Origin of the sequence: Bacillus sp. JJ1609 (assembly GCF_036967045.1) — a bacterium.
GTDB lineage: Bacteria > Bacillota > Bacilli > Bacillales > Cytobacillaceae > Mesobacillus.
On the sequence record NZ_JBALSS010000005.1, the window covers coordinates 70783 to 87364 of the forward strand.

17 protein-coding genes and 1 riboswitch are annotated in these 16582 nt (G+C 45.4%); of the genes, 15 read left to right on the top strand and 2 right to left on the bottom strand.

Annotation, left to right across the window (positions count from 1 at the left end):
* Nucleotides 1–186: 186 nt before the first annotated feature.
* The 5 genes from hprK to V7654_RS04045 all read left to right on the top strand — a co-directional run bounded on the left by hprK (nt 187) and on the right by V7654_RS04045 (nt 4292).
* The gene (gene hprK / locus V7654_RS04025) at nt 187–1122 is read left to right on the top strand and encodes an HPr(Ser) kinase/phosphatase (RefSeq protein ID WP_335428678.1); all 936 of its coding nucleotides are present in this window, start codon (nt 187–189) and stop codon (nt 1120–1122) included.
* Between the two features lie 93 nt (nt 1123–1215).
* Nucleotides 1216–2034 carry a prolipoprotein diacylglyceryl transferase gene (lgt, locus tag V7654_RS04030; protein ID WP_335428679.1) on the top strand — a complete coding sequence of 273 codons (819 nt, stop codon included), beginning with the start codon at nt 1216–1218 and terminating at the stop codon, nt 2032–2034.
* A gap of 138 nt (nt 2035–2172) precedes the next feature.
* Nucleotides 2173–3117 (top strand): nucleoside recognition domain-containing protein, encoded by a 945-nt coding sequence (locus tag V7654_RS04035; RefSeq protein ID WP_335428680.1) that lies wholly within the window; start codon nt 2173–2175, stop codon nt 3115–3117.
* A complete protein-coding gene (ppaX, locus tag V7654_RS04040) occupies nt 3107–3751 on the top strand; it encodes a pyrophosphatase PpaX (RefSeq protein WP_335428681.1) in 645 nt (214 codons plus the stop codon). The genes V7654_RS04035 and ppaX overlap by 11 nt, the downstream gene beginning before the upstream one ends.
* A gap of 1 nt (nt 3752) precedes the next feature.
* Nucleotides 3753–4292 carry an acyltransferase gene (locus tag V7654_RS04045; RefSeq protein WP_335428682.1) on the top strand — a complete coding sequence of 180 codons (540 nt, stop codon included), beginning with the start codon at nt 3753–3755 and terminating at the stop codon, nt 4290–4292.
* 97 nt (nt 4293–4389) lie between these two features.
* On the opposite strand, the gene V7654_RS04050 is transcribed toward V7654_RS04045, so the two are convergent.
* The gene (locus V7654_RS04050) at nt 4390–4947 is read right to left on the bottom strand and encodes an HAD hydrolase-like protein (protein WP_335428683.1); all 558 of its coding nucleotides are present in this window, start codon (nt 4945–4947) and stop codon (nt 4390–4392) included.
* A gap of 322 nt (nt 4948–5269) precedes the next feature.
* Between V7654_RS04050 and V7654_RS04055 the strand changes: the two genes are divergently transcribed.
* The 9 genes from V7654_RS04055 (at nt 5270) to V7654_RS04095 (ending at nt 13765) form a co-directional block, all read left to right on the top strand.
* A complete protein-coding gene (locus V7654_RS04055; RefSeq protein WP_335428685.1) occupies nt 5270–6454 on the top strand; it encodes an ATP phosphoribosyltransferase regulatory subunit in 1185 nt (394 codons plus the stop codon).
* Nucleotides 6451–7074, top strand: coding sequence for an ATP phosphoribosyltransferase (hisG, locus tag V7654_RS04060; RefSeq protein ID WP_335428686.1), 624 nt, complete (start codon nt 6451–6453; stop codon nt 7072–7074). Before V7654_RS04055 ends, hisG begins: the two co-directional genes overlap by 4 nt.
* 69 nt (nt 7075–7143) lie before the next feature.
* Complete coding sequence (hisD, locus tag V7654_RS04065; RefSeq protein WP_335428687.1) at nt 7144–8409, top strand: histidinol dehydrogenase; 1266 nt, start codon at nt 7144–7146, stop codon at nt 8407–8409.
* 96 nt (nt 8410–8505) lie between these two features.
* Nucleotides 8506–9093: an imidazoleglycerol-phosphate dehydratase HisB gene (gene hisB, locus V7654_RS04070; protein WP_335428689.1), complete on the top strand. Its 588-nt coding sequence runs from the start codon at nt 8506–8508 to the stop codon at nt 9091–9093.
* A 98-nt stretch (nt 9094–9191) separates the two neighbouring features.
* Nucleotides 9192–9833 (top strand): imidazole glycerol phosphate synthase subunit HisH, encoded by a 642-nt coding sequence (hisH, locus tag V7654_RS04075; RefSeq protein WP_335428690.1) that lies wholly within the window; start codon nt 9192–9194, stop codon nt 9831–9833.
* Nucleotides 9830–10567 carry a 1-(5-phosphoribosyl)-5-[(5-phosphoribosylamino)methylideneamino]imidazole-4-carboxamide isomerase gene (gene hisA, locus V7654_RS04080; RefSeq protein WP_335428693.1) on the top strand — a complete coding sequence of 246 codons (738 nt, stop codon included), beginning with the start codon at nt 9830–9832 and terminating at the stop codon, nt 10565–10567. The genes hisH and hisA overlap by 4 nt, the downstream gene beginning before the upstream one ends.
* On the top strand, nt 10561–11319 hold the full coding sequence (hisF, locus tag V7654_RS04085) for an imidazole glycerol phosphate synthase subunit HisF (RefSeq protein ID WP_335428694.1): 759 nt from the start codon (nt 10561–10563) through the stop codon (nt 11317–11319). The genes hisA and hisF overlap by 7 nt, the downstream gene beginning before the upstream one ends.
* On the top strand, nt 11316–11963 hold the full coding sequence (hisIE, locus tag V7654_RS04090) for a bifunctional phosphoribosyl-AMP cyclohydrolase/phosphoribosyl-ATP diphosphatase HisIE (protein WP_335428695.1): 648 nt from the start codon (nt 11316–11318) through the stop codon (nt 11961–11963). The genes hisF and hisIE overlap by 4 nt, the downstream gene beginning before the upstream one ends.
* 293 nt (nt 11964–12256) lie before the next feature.
* Complete coding sequence (locus V7654_RS04095) at nt 12257–13765, top strand: tetratricopeptide repeat protein (protein WP_335428696.1); 1509 nt, start codon at nt 12257–12259, stop codon at nt 13763–13765.
* Between the two features lie 118 nt (nt 13766–13883).
* On the opposite strand, the gene tenA is transcribed toward V7654_RS04095, so the two are convergent.
* Nucleotides 13884–14573, bottom strand: coding sequence for a thiaminase II (gene tenA / locus V7654_RS04100; protein WP_335428697.1), 690 nt, complete (start codon nt 14571–14573; stop codon nt 13884–13886).
* Between the two features lie 122 nt (nt 14574–14695).
* Nucleotides 14696–14804: riboswitch (TPP riboswitch) on the bottom strand.
* Nucleotides 14805–15090: 286 nt separating this feature from the next.
* On the opposite strand from tenA, the gene trxB reads away from it, so the two are divergent.
* Nucleotides 15091–16041 carry a thioredoxin-disulfide reductase gene (gene trxB / locus V7654_RS04105; protein ID WP_335428698.1) on the top strand — a complete coding sequence of 317 codons (951 nt, stop codon included), beginning with the start codon at nt 15091–15093 and terminating at the stop codon, nt 16039–16041.
* Nucleotides 16042–16582 lie beyond the last annotated feature (541 nt).

A 16582-nucleotide genomic window follows, 5' to 3' on the forward strand; every position in this document is an offset into this window, starting at 1 on the left:
AGCGAAGCGCCTGGAACGAAAATCAACAGCCGTGTTTAACAGAGCCAATAAAAATAAGAAAACACCAGATTCTGATTTTTCCCACCTTATATTTGGTTATTAGTGAAAAAGTGCTAAAATAAAAAGTATTGTTATCATGTGGGAATTTTACTAGCAATTAAACGTTCTATATAAGGAGGAACTTCTTTGCCAAAAGTCCGTACTAAAGACATTATAAAAAAGTTTGATATGGAACTGGTTAGTGGAGAGGAAGGCATCAACCGACCGATTACGACGACTGATATTTCAAGGCCAGGGCTGGAGATTGCTGGATATTTCGAATATTATCCAGCAGAGCGCCTTCAGCTGCTCGGAAAAACAGAGTTGACGTTCTTTGAAAAATTGGACCCTCGGGACAAAGCTTACCGGATGGAAAAACTGTGCACGGATATCACACCGGGTATTATTGTTACACGTGACATGGAAGTGCCGCCAGAGTTGATTGAAGCGGCCGAGCGCGAATCGGTGCCCGTTATGAGAACGAAGCAAAAAACAACTAGGTTTTCCAGCCATCTGACGAACTATCTTGAGAGTAAGCTGGCACCGACAACAGCCGTACATGGCGTGCTTGTCGATATTTATGGGATTGGTGTCCTGATCACAGGAAAGAGCGGCGTCGGTAAAAGTGAAACAGCGCTGGAGCTAGTTAAAAGAGGTCATCGCCTTGTAGCGGATGATTGCGTCGAGATCCGCCAGGAAGACATCGGAAACCTTGTCGGGAACTCACCTGAATTGATTGAGCATCTCCTTGAAATTCGCGGACTGGGTATTCTCAACGTGATGACTCTGTTTGGGGCAGGGGCTGTGCGAAGCCACAAACGGATTACCCTCATTATCAACCTGGAAATCTGGGACCAAAAGAAGTCATACGACAGACTTGGTCTAGATGAAGAAACCATGAAAATAATCGACACAGACGTCACCAAGCTGACCATACCAGTCCGGCCAGGCCGAAACCTTGCCGTCATCATCGAAGTCGCAGCAATGAACTTCAGATTAAAACGTATGGGCGTCAACGCAGCAGAACAATTCACCAACAGACTATCCGACGTCATCGAAGACGGCGACCACGACGAACACTAAAACAGTTTAACGAATTAACGCACTGGGGGTCTGACCCCTGGTGGTTTAACGTGCTAAAGTGCGAACACTTTATAGAGAATAAGGGGAAATGATATGGAGAAGAATATTCAGCCGATTGATCCGATAGCTTTTTCGCTTGGTCCGATCCAGGTGCACTGGTATGGTGTGATCATTGGGACGGGAATTGCGATTGCGTTATGGCTTGCGATGCGCGAAGGGGAAAAGCGGGGCTTGCCGAAGGATATTTTTGCCGATTTAATGCTATGGGCGATTCCAATCGCGATTATCTCAGCGAGACTTTACTATGTAATTTTTGAATGGGAGTACTACAGTCAGTACCCGGCAGAGATTCCGAAGATCTGGAATGGCGGAATTGCCATTCATGGAGCCTTGATCGGTGCGGTCGCAACCACCTACTTTTTCACAAGAGCACGAGGAGTATCCTTCTGGAAGCTTGCCGATATTGCAGCACCAAGCTTGATTCTTGGCCAGGCAATCGGCCGCTGGGGAAATTTCATGAACCAGGAAGCCCATGGCGGGGAAGTGAGCAGGGCATTCTTGGAAAACCTGCACCTCCCAGAATTCATCATCAACCAAATGTACATTAACGGAACCTATTATCACCCGACATTTTTATATGAATCCATCTGGAACATCCTAGGCTTTATCCTTCTCATGTCATTGCGCAGAGTCAATCTCGGCCGCGGAGAAATTTTCCTCAGCTATGTCATCTGGTATTCGATCGGCCGCTTCTTTGTCGAAGGAATGCGTACCGACAGCCTGATGCTGACAGATACACTAAGGATGGCACAGATGATCTCAATCGCCCTCGTCCTACTGGCGATCGGCTTATGGATTTTCAGAAGAGTAAAGGGATATTCCAAGGTACGTTATTTGGAAAGTCAAAATTAACTTTCAAACACTAGCATCCTAGCTAAGTAAAACTAATAGTACGAAACAAGTATTATTAGCTGATAAAAGTCATGCAGCATTAATAAAATGTATAGAGACCTTATAAAAAAAGGCTGAATTAACGGGAGAGATGCTTCGATGGTTTCATCATTGAAAAATGGATTAATGGCAGGTTTGAAGACTACCTGGGCACTGGGAAAAGTCATTTTTCCTGTCACTTTGATCGTTTCAATCCTTCAATACACCCCTGTGCTGCCCTGGGTGATAGATCTGATCACACCGATGATGTCACTCATTGGTCTGTCAGGGGATGCGGCGATTCCACTTGTCATTGGGAATTTTCTTAATCTGTACGCTGCCATCGGAGCCATTTTGACTCTTGATTTATCGGTAAAAGAAGTCTTCATCATCGCTGTGATGCTGAGCTTCTCCCATAACATGCTTGTTGAATCAGGAGTGGGTGTCAAGGTTGGCGTCAAGCTCTGGGTCATCCTGCTTGTCCGTTTCGGGCTTGCCATAACTTCAGCAGTCGTGATCAACCTTATTTGGAATGGCGGCGGAGAAATCGCCAAGTATGGTATGATTCCGTCAAAAACAGAAACGGTAACAGGTGTTGGATCGATTTTACTCGAAAGCGTCACGAAAGCCGGAATCGGCATCTTCCAGCTGGCGATTATCGTCATACCACTCATGGTTGTTGTCCAAATCATGAAAGATAGGCAATGGCTCGCAGTGTTCTCCAGGTGGATGGCACCTGTGACAAGAGCGCTTGGCATGAAGGAAAACACTTCGACCACCCTTGCTGCCGGTTTGCTGATCGGTCTGGCATATGGGGCGGGCGTGATGATCCAGGCCGTTCAGGAGGATGGCGTCAGCAAGAAAGATGTTACCATTGCCTTCATCTTCCTCGTTGCCTGCCACGCTGTCGTTGAAGATACACTGATTTTTGTCCCGCTCGGAATTCCTGTGCTGCCTCTATTATTCATTCGTCTCGGAGTGGCCGTATTATTGACTGTTACAGTAGCTTTTATCTGGAACCGCGCGGAACTTGCAAAAAGAAAGGAAGCAGTATATGAGCAATAAAATAGACACCGTCCTGTTCGATTTAGATGGGACATTGATTGATACAAACGAATTGATTATTTCATCCTTCCTTCATACGATGGAACATTATTATCCAGGCCAATATCAGCGTGCGGATGTCCTGCCATTTTTAGGGCCGTCGCTGCAGGAAACCTTCGAGCCGATGAATCCTCAGGGCTTTGAAGAAATGATTACAACTTACCGTACGTATAATCTTGCAAACCACGACCTTTTGGTAAAAGAGTTTGAAGGTGTGTACGAAACGGTCAGGACTTTAAAAGAAAACGGCTTCCATTTAGGCATTGTTACGACAAAGCGTTCTGACGTAGTTGAAATGGGATTGAAGCTGACAGGGCTGGATGAATTTTTCGAAGTGATTGTCGCTCTTGATCATGTTGAAAATCCAAAACCTGATCCTGAACCGCTCTTAAAAGCATTGGAATTATTAGGCTCATCCCCTGAAAGGGCCGTCATGGTCGGTGATAACCACCACGACATCCTTGGCGGAAAAAATGCCGGCACGAAAACGATTGGCGTTTCATGGTCGATTAAAGGGAGAGAACATCTAGAACAATACAAGCCAGATTACATTTTAGATAAAATGGCTGATATCCTGCCGATTCTCGGGGTGTAAGATGAGGAAGACGACGCGTTATCGTGTTGAAGGCGCCAATTCTCTCTGGCATGTTTATAAAACCGTTCCGTTTTGGAAGGTAGTGAAAAATTTCATCGTCATCCAGGTTGCACGCTATACTCCGTTCCTCGGAATGAAAAACTGGCTGTACCGCAATTTTTTAAGAATGAAGGTCGGTGACCAGACGTCGTTCGCGCTGATGGTCATGCTGGACGTCATGTTTCCGGAAAAAATCAGCGTCGGCCGCAATACGGTGATCGGATATAACACGACCATTCTCGCGCATGAGTACTTAATCAAGGAATACCGTCTCGGTGATGTGAATATCGGCAGTGAGGTCATGATCGGAGCCAATTCGACCATCATGCCTGGCATCACGATTGGCGATGGGGCGATTGTATCAGCGGGTACTCTCGTCCATAAGGATGTCCCTGCTGGGGCTTTTGTCGGCGGGAATCCAATGCAAGTGATCTACACGAAGGAAGAGCTTGCAAAGCGCTGGGCTGAAGATGAAATTTACGGACAAGCTCCGGCAAAATAAAAAAACGAAATGGGCCTCCCATTTCGTTTTTTTATGTGATTTTCACTTATTTTGGATAATGGTTAATAAAGAGAGTAAAGAAAATCCCGTTACGCGACTATTTTAAAGGATATGGAAAATCTGAATAGCAGTAAATCGTGTTGTCGGCAAACTCATTTGCTTCCCGGAACGAGCATGTTTTCAGTCCGATTTTTTTAGCAGGGATCAAGTCTGTCTTTTGATCACCGACTGCCAGATCAAGCTGGTAACGGCCATGGAGATACTGATAGGCGTGAATATCTGGTTTTAACGAATAGCCATCATCTGCCGGGCAAATGACTTCCGCGAAATATCTGTTCAATCCCCAGTGATCTAGCAGTTCCTCTGTAGAGCGGCGGTTGCGATGGGTGACCAGCACATTGATATCTGCTTCGGATAGTACATCCTTAACATATGGAAAAAGCGGCTTACGTTCATGCGGCAGTGTCCGCTCAATCTCCCGGAATTCCCGCACTTTCGCTTTGTCCACACCATAGTACTCATATGCTGTCCCATACTTTAAGTGGGGAAGAACCTCTTCATATGGCAAGTCTTTTTCCGCGATAATCGTGAATGCTTCTACTAATGTGGGCCACGAATCAAGAATCGTTCCATCCAAATCCCAGAGAATTTTCATGCTGACAGCCTCCTTTATGTTTGCCCTTTTTAAAAAAGCACTAATTTATCGAGATTCTTACCTTACTATAAGGCATTCCCATTTCAAATGAAAACAAAGACGAATAGATGTCCCGCAATCCAAATCTGAAAAACAAGAACCAATTCTTTTTAATCAAACAACATGAAGAGGTTATGGTTGACGGATACTAAAATGAAATGTAAACTACATATAACTTCATCTTGTTACCATATTAGCGAACTAAAGGATTTTGATAATTTAATTAAACTACTGCCCATTTGGGTATAGATAAAAAACACCAGCAACGAAGAGGGTGAATGCGATGAGCAGATTGTTCATGTTTGAAAAGCCGCTTGGCATGAGGGATACACTTCCTGAACTGCACGAAGCGAAGGATAAAATCCGCGGATATATTGAAAAAGAAATGAAGCGATGGGGATTTCAATTCATTGAAACTCCGACGCTTGAATATTACGAAACAGTCGGAAACGCATCGGCAATCCTTGATCAGCAGCTATTCAAATTATTGGATCAGCAGGGCCACACATTAGTGCTTCGGCCAGATATGACTGCGCCGATCGCGAGGGTTGCGGCGTCAAAGCTGTTTAACGACCATGTACCTTTAAGGCTAGCCTACTCGGCAAATGTTTTCCGCGCCCAGCAGCGTGAAGGAGGCAGGCCAGCGGAATTCGAACAAATCGGAGTCGAGTGCATCGGTGATGATTCCGTCAGTGCAGATGGCGAGATGATTGCTCTTGCGATTTCTTCACTGAAAAAAGCAGGTCTGGAACAGTTCCAGCTGTCAGTCGGCCATGTTGGCTTCGTCAATGAGCTGTTTGTCCAGATTCTTGGAACTGAAGACCGTGCCAGGGAATTGACGAAATTTTTATATGAGAAGAATTATGTTGGCTACCGTGAGCATGTAAAATCATTGCCGTTGTCCTCGATTGATTCACAACGCCTGCTGGCATTCCTCGAATTGCGCGGTGGTCCTGAAGTTATCGGCAAAGCTTCCGAGTTAATCGAAAATGGAAAAGGGAAAGCTGCGATTGATGAATTAGCGTTGCTTTGGGATGTCATTGAAGATTTCGGCGAAAGTGACCGCATCAAATTCGATTTAACGATTGTCAGCCATATGAGCTACTATACAGGCATTTTGTTTGAAGTATACGCAGGGATGGTCGGATTCCCGATTGGCAATGGCGGGCGATATGACAGGCTGCTCGAGAAATTCGGCAAATCCACAGGGGCAACAGGCTTTGCGATTCGACTTGACCGCCTGCTTGAAAGTCTTGGTGATTTAGGGAAACCAGAACCTGTTACGTGCATTCTGTTCAGCCCAGAGCGTCGAAGAGAAGCTTACCAGCTTGCAGCACAACGCCGTGAGGATGGGGAAAGAATTGTTCTGCAGGACATCAGCACGGTCCGCAATCTGGATACATGCTCCGACACATTCTCAGATGTAGTCTTCCTCATTGGAAAAGCAGAAAAGGGGGCGGTGGAATGAACGATCAATTGACAATCGCCATGCCTAAGGGCCGGATTTTTAACGAAGCAGCCGAGCTGCTAAGAAACGCAGGCTTTGAACTGCCTCCCGAATTTGATGATTCAAGAAAATTGATCATCGATGTTGAAAATGAAAACTTCCGGTTCATTCTAGCCAAGCCAATGGATGTCGCTACATATGTGGAACACGGTGTCGCCGACCTCGGCATTGCAGGAAAGGATGTCCTGCTTGAGGAAGAACGGGATGTATATGAGCTGCTTGATTTGAAAATCAGCGGCTGCTATCTAGCTGTTGCCGGACTTCCGGATACGAAAATGAATGACGTTGCACCAAAAATCGCAACAAAATATCCAAACATCGCCGCTGCTTATTTCCGTGAACAGGGCGAGCAGGTTGAAATCATCAAGCTGAATGGCTCAATCGAGCTTGCACCATTGATTGGCCTTGCAGACAGGATTGTCGATATCGTTTCAACCGGCAGAACGTTGAAGGAAAACGGCCTTGTTGAGTATGAAACCATTACAACGGTAACCTCAAGGCTGATCGTTAATCCGGTCAGCTACCGGATCAAGGATGAACGCATCAGCGACTTGATCAAACGGCTTAACGATGTGATTTAATTGCTGAATATCATCATAGTGGATTGTTGAATTTGCAATCTCCCTGGATTGTGAAAGGATTGATTTTTAATGAAAATTTTACAAATAGATGAGGGTATCTCGCTGAAAAGAACGGTAGATGGCGGGACGGAAGAGCAGCGCAAGGCCGTCCAGGAAATCATCGCAGAAGTACGGAAATCAGGCGATCAGGCAATAAAAGCTTTTACTGAAAAATTCGATTCGGTTTCACTTGATAACTTTCTAGTGACTCAAGATGAAATTTCGGAAGCCTATAAAACGGTAAGCCAAAAGCTTGTTGATATCATTACCGAAGCAGCAGGAAACATTCGGACATACCATGGAAAACAATTGCGTCCGTCATGGATGACAACAGAGGACAATGGGTCGATGCTTGGCCAGAAGATCACGCCACTTGATTCTGTTGGTGTTTATGTCCCTGGTGGAACTGCTGCGTACCCGTCTTCTGTTTTAATGAATGTCATTCCCGCAAAAACAGCCGGAGTTGAACGGATTGTCATGGTATCTCCCCCAGACCGTGATGGTAAACTCCCAGCAGGTGTGCTGGTGGCAGCTGATATTGCAGGGGTAAAAGAAATCTATAAAATCGGCGGTGCACAGGCAATCGCTGCACTGGCATATGGTACCGAAACGATCAAGCCGGTGGATAAGATCACCGGTCCAGGCAACATCTATGTTGCTCTTGCTAAGCGCGAAGTTTTCGGCGATGTGGCGATTGATATGATCGCCGGGCCAAGTGAAATCGGCATACTAGCTGATGATACTGCTCGGGCAGAAGAGGTTGCAGCCGATTTGCTTTCCCAGGCTGAACACGATCCTAGAGCCTGCGCGATTTTAGTCACGACATCGCTCTCACTTGCGGAAGATGTTCAAACTGAAGTCGGCAGACAGCTGGCCGAATTGCCGAGAAAAGAGATTGCCCAAGCAGCGATTGAAGAATATGGAGCCATCTATGTGGCTTCAGATATGGATGAAGCAATCGGAGCAATCAATCAGCTGGCACCAGAGCATCTTGAAATCGTAACGGAAAACGCGATTGAATTGCTCGGTAAAATAAAGCACGCTGGCGCGATTTTCCTCGGCAGATACAGCTCCGAACCTGTCGGCGACTACTTCGCCGGCCCAAATCACGTCCTGCCAACGAACGGGACAGCCCGTTTCTCAAGCCCGTTAAGTGTCGAGGATTTCCAAAAGAAATCAAGCATCATCCTCTACAGTGAAAAAGCAATGAAAGATAACGGTGCAAAAATAGCCGATTTCGCAAGGCTTGAAGGACTTGAAGCCCATGCGCGTGCAGTCGAGTCAAGGCTAAAATAGATTTCAGACTAGTTGGAATTTCACGATACACCCTTATTCAAGATGAGATATTCCCTGATAAAAGCATTTTTACAAGAATGAACGGAGGTAACAGCAATGGAAAGAACCTCAACGGTGAAACGATATACAAATGAAACGAAAATCGACCTGACATTTGGCGTCGATGGCGAAGGCAGGACCTCACTCGAAACAGGAGTGCCATTCCTGTCGCATATGCTTGATTTGTTTGCGAAGCATGGACAGTTTGACCTTTCGGTTGATGCAAAGGGCGATGTCGAGGTGGATGGTCACCATACAACAGAAGACATCGGGATTTGCATCGGACAGGCATTACGCGAGGCGCTTGGCGATAAAAAGGGAATTAAACGCTACGGAAATGCATTTGTTCCGATGGATGAAGCACTGGCGCAGGTCGTCATCGACTTAAGCAACCGACCGCACCTTGAGATGCGCGCTGAATTTCCGGCACAACAGGTCGGAACGTTTGATACAGAACTTGTCCATGAATTCTTATGGAAGCTGGCGCTTGAGGCAAGAATGAACCTGCACGTCATCGTCCACTACGGTAAAAATACTCACCATATGATTGAAGCAGTCTTTAAGGCATTGGGCCGAGCGCTCGATGAAGCTACAACGATTGACCCAAGAGTAAAAGGTGTTCCTTCCACGAAAGGGATGCTGTAAATAGTTTCAGCAGGGATGGACCTCTCGTCTAAAGTCTGACGTTACAGGTCGAAATCTTGATCAAATGCGAGAACCTGCACAGGAAAGGAAGTTAAACCATGATTGGCATCGTTGATTACGGCATGGGCAATTTATTCAGCGTCAGCAAAGCGCTTGAACGCCTGGATGCGCCATATTTTATATCACAATATAAGGCCGGTTTGCTTGAAGCAGATGCATTGCTGGTCCCTGGAGTAGGCTCATTCCGTGATGCGATGGAAGCCTTGAATCGTACCGGTTTGACACAAACGATCCGCGATTTCGCTGCTACCGGAAAGCCTGTGCTCGGAATATGCCTCGGCATGCAGCTGTTGTTTGAAGAAAGCACGGAGAATGGACTGACAAAGGGCTTAAGCCTGCTGCCAGGAAAAGTGGAGCGATTCAGCGGAAAGACAGCACAGGGTGAGTCCTATAAAGTTCCGCATATGGGCTGGAACAAGCTTCGTTTTACCGGTGATTCACCATTATTGAGTGCGATCGAAGAGGACTACGTCTACTTTGTGCATTCCTATTATGTAAAAGCAGCTGACCATGAGGTGCTTGTTGCGGTCGGTGACTACTATGATGTTGAAGTACCTGCTATCGTTGGCAGAGGGAATATATTCGGCATGCAATTCCATCCGGAAAAAAGCAGTGAAATCGGAATGGGGCTGCTGAGGAATTTTACCGAGCTTGCGGCAGAAAGGAAGGCTAAGCTATGAAATTTACCATCTATCCAGCCATAGACATGCGCGGCGGGAAATGTGTCCGTCTCTTGCAGGGCGACTATGATAAGGAAACCGTATACGGGGACTCTCCTTTCGAAATGGCCAAGAAATTTGCCGGGGAAGGTGCAAAGTGGATTCATATGGTCGACCTGGACGGTGCTAAGGACGGCAAAAGGGTCAACGATGAATTTGTCATCAAGGCTGCTCAGGAGCTTGGAGTCAATGTGCAAATCGGCGGCGGCATCCGCACCGAAAACGATATCAATCATTACCTGGAAAATGGCGTTGCCAGAGTCATCATTGGCAGCATCGCTGTTTCGAATCCTGAGTTTGCTGAGGAAATGGTGAGGAAATATGGATCCCGTATAGCCATCGGCCTTGATGCGAAAAATGGCCTCGTTGCTACCCACGGATGGCTGACTACATCTGAAGTAACTGCAGTGGATCTTGGAAAAAGATTCGCAGACGCAGGTGCGGAGACGTTCATTTTTACCGATATCGCAACAGATGGAACTCTTGCAGGACCGAATGTGGAAGCGACTCGCCAACTCGCGTCAGAAACAGGAAAAAGCGTCATCGCTTCAGGCGGGGTCAGCTCGCTGGACGATTTGAAAGCATTGAAGTCTTTGAGCACAGATGGAGTTAGCGGGGCAATCGTCGGCAAAGCCATTTACGAAGGACGTTTCACGGTAAAATCTGCCCTGGAAGCGGGGAATGAATCATGCTGAGCAAAAGAATCATTCCATGCCTTGATGTAAAAGATGGCCGCGTCGTAAAGGGTGTCCAGTTTGTCCAGCTTCGCGATGCCGGCGACCCGGTGGAACTTGCCCGGTTTTATGATGAGCAGGGTGCTGATGAACTCGTATTCCTTGATATATCTGCTTCCGTAGAAGGCAGAAAGACAATGGTTGAGGTTGTAAAAGAAGTAGCTTCAGAGCTGGCCATTCCGTTTACAGTTGGCGGGGGCATCAACACGCTCGAGGATATGAAAAGAATGCTTCGTTCAGGAGCAGACAAGGTGTCATTGAATACTGCAGCTGTAAACAATCCTGGATTAATCGCAGAGGGTTCAGCATTTTTCGGGTCCCAATGCATAGTCGTTGCCATTGATGCAAAATACGATCCAGAACTTGGTTCATGGCGAGTATATACGCACGGAGGCCGCACTCCCACTGAACTGGAAGTCATCGAGTGGGCTCACGAAGCAGTCAGGCTTGGTGCAGGTGAAATCCTGTTGACGAGCATGGACAGTGACGGCGAGAAGCAGGGCTTTGACCTTTCACTCACACGTGCCGTCAGTGAAGCAGTAACGGTTCCGGTCATCGCTTCCGGCGGGGCAGGAAACGCTGAGCATTTCGTTGACGCTTTTAAAGAAGGAAAAGCTGACGCAGCCTTGGCCGCATCGATTTTCCACTATCGCGAAACATCTGTAAAAGAAGTAAAATCTCATCTTCGCGAAGAAGGAGTGACTGTAAGATGAATATAGAAGAATTAAAATTTGACGCAAGCGGGTTGATTCCTGCTGTTGTCCAGGATGCGTCAACACGTGAAGTACTGACAGTGGCCTATATGAGCAAAGAATCACTGGGAAAATCTTTGGAAACACGTGAAACCTGGTTTTACAGCCGTTCCCGGCAAGAGCTCTGGCACAAAGGAGGCACGAGCGGAAACACTCAGAAGATCGTTGAGATCAAATATGACTGTGATGGGGATGCATTTGTTGTACTGGTCGAGCCAGCAGGTCCTGCATGCCATACAGGTGCGGTCAGCTGTTTTTCGGAAAGTCTGCTAATCGATGAGGCTTCTGCTGACACTGCGTCACTGAGCGATTTCAGCGTCGTGCTCGAGCTTGAAAAAACAATCCGTGAACGAGAGCGCGACATGCCAGAAGGCGCATACACAACGTACTTGTTTGATAAAGGCGTCGATAAAATCCTGAAAAAAGTCGGCGAAGAAGCAGCGGAAGTCATCATCGCCGCAAAGAACCGCGACGCTGAAGAACTCAAGTGGGAAGCCGCCGATCTGCTCTACCACCTCATGGTACTCCTACAGGAACAAAAACTGCCACTTAAAAACGTTCTAGAAGTCTTGAATAAGAGGAAGAAATCCAGCGCTGATGAGTGAGTTGCGCTGGTTTTTTTTATCTGAAGAAATTTTTAGAAGGTTTCCAGTTACTAACTACCATATATCCCCAACCCCACCACTACAATTTCCAATCCGCATCTTCTCTTACGCTCTGTCCATATGTTATACTACATTAGTTAACGGCTGTTTCCCAAGCAGGTGAATTTGGGTCAAGGCCTCGGGATATCTTTTCATTGATGGATCATCAAAAGGATGGATCCATGCAACCGAGTCATAAATGCAACTAGGCATACGAAAAGAGCCTTAGTTAAAAACGTTTTACGGAGGATCACATGGGAAAAGACTCTAAAGCAATGAAGCAAAAGGGACAATTGCTGTCGTTCGTTCCTACAGGTGAATATTACTTCACCAAAGGGGTCAAGGCTTTCCATAGACGGGATCTTAAGAAGGCTGAGAAGTATTTCCAGCGCGCGATGCAGCTTGAGCCCGGCGAACCGATGATCATGTGCCAGCTGGCCATTGTGCAATCGGAGTTGGGGGAATACCAGCAGTCTAACCGTCTTTTGCACTTGATCCTCGAAGAACTTGATGAACACATGGCAGAATGCCATTATTTCTTAGCAAATAACTACGCTCATATGGGCTTATTTAGGGATGCGTTCAGGCATGCGAACCTTTACTTAGAATTGAATGAAGATGGGGAGTTTGCGGAGGATGCCAATGACCTCCTTGAACTGCTCACGCTCGAAGCAGAGGAAATGGACGAAGACTTTTATGAAGAAGATGATTTGATCATCAAGCAGGAAGAGGCCAGGAACCATCTGGAATCTGGCGAATTTCCAAAAGCGATCGAGATTTTCCATGAGGTCATCGAAGAGTATCCGGAATACTGGTCTGCTTACAATAACCTGGCACTGGCGTATTTTTACCTGGGTGAAACCGTTAAGGCGAGGGAAATCCTTAATGATGTATTGGAGCAAAACCCTGGTAACCTGCACGCCTTGTGCAATGCACTAGTATTTGCCCATTATCAGAACCAGACCGAGGAAGTCCAGAATCTAAGGGATTCTTTGGGGAAAATCCATCCAATCCACGTTGAACATCAGTTCAAGCTTGGTGCCACATTTGCGCTTGTTGGTGAATACGAACTGGCTTACAGATGGCTGAAGAAGCTGCAGAAAACAGGATTTGAAGGAGATGGCGCTTTCTATTACTGGCTGGCGCACGCATCCTATTTTACCGGCAGGGAGCATTCCGCAAGAGTGATCTGGAAAAAGGTTCTCGAATACTCTCCTGAAAAAGAGGGGATGGAACCTTGGTCAGAAAACCCAGGCGGTAAATTCGAGTCACAGGTGGCTGCGATCCTCCATCAGCTGAACAGTGATTATCCTGAAGAACGATTATTCGCCCTCTTCCTGACATCTGTTTCTTCAAAAAAGAAAGAGATACTCGCTGCTGAAAAGTCGACGGATAAAATGACGGAAGTCGAGAAATCGTACCTCGCATACGTCGCTTCAGGCAAGTTGAACGATCAGAAGGAAGAAGTCAAAGGCGCGCATGAAACGGCTAAGCTATTGTATGATCACCATCAGCCAATCGGAAAAAACGAAGCTGGTGTTTATATCATGTGGTTTTCAGTATTTGAGCAGGCAGTAGAAGCTGGCTATGATTTTAAAAATAAGAAAGCATGGGCAGCCGCTGTGGATTATCTCTGGGATAAGCTAAGAAATATCAAGACTTCAAAACAGGCAGTCGCAAGTAAATACGGACTGTCCGTTTCAACACTTTCAAAATATATAAATTTAGCGAACGAATTTCTTCATGAAGAAGACAGCATTTAATGTAAGAGGAGAACCCTTCTGCTTGGCAGAATGTGGTTAGTCATTTTGAAGAAAAGTGTCATGCCCAAAAGCGGGTATGACACTTTTTTGATTTATTTGAGGATAAAATACCCGCAGCTTACTTTGAAATGGCATTTAATTTATTAACAGTCCAGCCTTCCAGCGTGAATGCCATTTCCCAGAATTGCAGCTCGTAATGGCAGCTGATCAAAAAGTGCTGCTTCATCTTTTCTTTTTCCTTCTCTGAAGCATTTTCTGCAAGTGCATCAAGAAGGTTGATCTGCTCGTTCACAAGCTTGCTGAACCAATCGCTTCCATAAGCAGCGATCCATTCTTGGTAGACTGGCGTTTCAGGAGTAGCATCCTTCAGCAGTTCCCCAATCTCGTGGTATATCCAGTAGCAGGGAAGGATGGCGGCAATGATTTCCCCCAGGCTTCCCGAAGCAGCGACTCGATAAAGATGTGAGGTATAGGCATAGGCAGTCGGGGCTGGCTCGAAGCTTTTCAAGTCCTCCTTCGTGACCCCGAGCTGTCCCATAAAGCTTTCATGTAAACCAAGCTCGGCCTGATATGTACCCTGGGCATGGACAGCCATTTTTGCAGTTATGGATAGATCCTCAGCTCTCGATGCCCCAATTGCTTGGATACGGGCAAAATGGGAGAGGTAATAGGAGTCCTGCAAAATATAATATCTAAAGCTTTCAAGTGGTAAAGTCCCCCTGGCGATTCCTTGGACGAATGGGTGGTTAAAATTCGCTTCCCAAATCTGATTTGCTTCTTGGCGGATCAATTGTGTAAAAGTAGACATAAAAGACCTCCTAGTTTATAAAAATTCAACATCCTGCCGGCGAAGGATGCTTTTTTCCAATAAAAAAACCACTTTCTGCAGGCAGAAAGTGGTTGTATTGGCAGCAAAGTGAAACAAAAAAAGCTCCAGATACTCCACTTCCCTACGCTGGTATGATCCAGATCAGGTTCGAAGGGTCTTAAAGTTTCACTTTAATCTCAGCCTTAACAAAAGGCTCCCCTAGCAGATGAATTTTGCATATTTAATTATTAATCTGTAAAACAGCATAACACCCTTCAGAAAATTGTCAAACGATAAAGCTGGTTAGAAAAAACGTTCTCAAGGAAATCTTTCACCTATTTAATCCTATTTTTTAAACTTCAAATCATTATTGTCAATTCCGTGAACAGCCAATTTTTCTAAGCATATTTTTGGACTATATTCCTCTTGTTTTATAGGATATGTTTAGGCAGGAAATACTATTTTCGAATGAAAACTGAAGTTAATGCGGATTTTGATTTTAAAGGAGTTGTACACCATGTCAGAAGAGAAAATTTATGATGTCATCATTATCGGTGCTGGCCCAGCAGGCATGACGGCTGCCGTTTATACATCGCGTGCGAATTTATCTACATTGATGCTTGAACGCGGCGTTCCTGGCGGACAGATGGCCAATACGGAAGAAGTTGAAAACTACCCTGGATTTGACCACATTCTTGGACCTGAACTTTCAACTAAAATGTTTGACCATGCTAAAAAATTCGGTGCTGAGTATGCTTATGGTGATGTAAAAGAAGTCATCGACGGCAAAGAATACAAAACGATCAAAGCTGGCAGCAAAGAATATAAGGCACGCTCAATCATCATTTCTGCAGGTGCAGAATATAAAAAGATCGGTGTTCCTGGCGAGCAGGAATTGGGCGGACGCGGTGTTTCTTACTGTGCTGTATGTGATGGAGCATTCTTTAAAAATAAGGAACTTCTTGTTGTCGGCGGCGGCGACTCTGCTGTTGAAGAAGGCGTTTATTTAACACGTTTCGCTTCAAAAGTGACAATCGTTCACCGACGCGACGAGCTTCGCGCGCAAAAAATCCTTCAGGATCGCGCATTTGCTAATGAAAAAATCGACTTCATCTGGAACCATACTGTTAAGCAAATCAACGATAAAGACGGCAAGGTTGGCAGCGTAACGCTTGTTTCAACTAAAGATGGGGAAGAAATGGAATTCCCTGCTGACGGTGTATTCATCTACATCGGAATGGTTCCTTTAACAAAGCCATTCGAAAGTCTTGGAATCACAAACAGCAGCGGATATATCGAAACGAACGAGCTTATGGAAACGAAAGTTCCAGGCATCTTCGCAGCTGGCGATATCCGTGAAAAAACACTTCGCCAAATCGTAACAGCTACTGGCGACGGCAGTATCGCAGCACAAAACGCACAGCATTATGTAGAAGAATTGTTTGAAGAATTAAAAGCGAACGCTTAATTAAGCTACTCTTAAAAAATACCCCACAGGAATTTTGCCTGTGGGGCATTTCGTTTTGTGTGGAATAAAAATACATTTCAACTTATAAAAATTTCCTTTTAACTGGTAAAAAAAGTTCATCGCGGTATAAATTAACAAAACGTAATTATATATTAATTCTTCTGTAACAGTAGTGAAATAATCATGGGGTATTATAAGAGTAGAAATTGACCCCCTTTTAAAAATATAATCCTTTGACGGCACAGGTTATCCTGTGCTCCTTTTTTTGCAAAAAATTAATACAGACCTTCAGGCAAAGGTATAACACCCCGAATTTTCATCAAGAGATCCTGCATATTGGGTTTTACGACTTCAGCTTTATTCAAAAAGTTCCTCAACGTTTTACTTGGATAAAAAGTAAAATTTCCAGCTAAAAAAATTCATTAACAGAAATATCATTTTTGTATTCATTGTGGCGAAAATCTAAAAATAGTATAATGGAAAGAATAAAAGTTCGGCCATTTTAGCTAGGCCACTTATTTTATGTCTAGCTTCAGCGCCT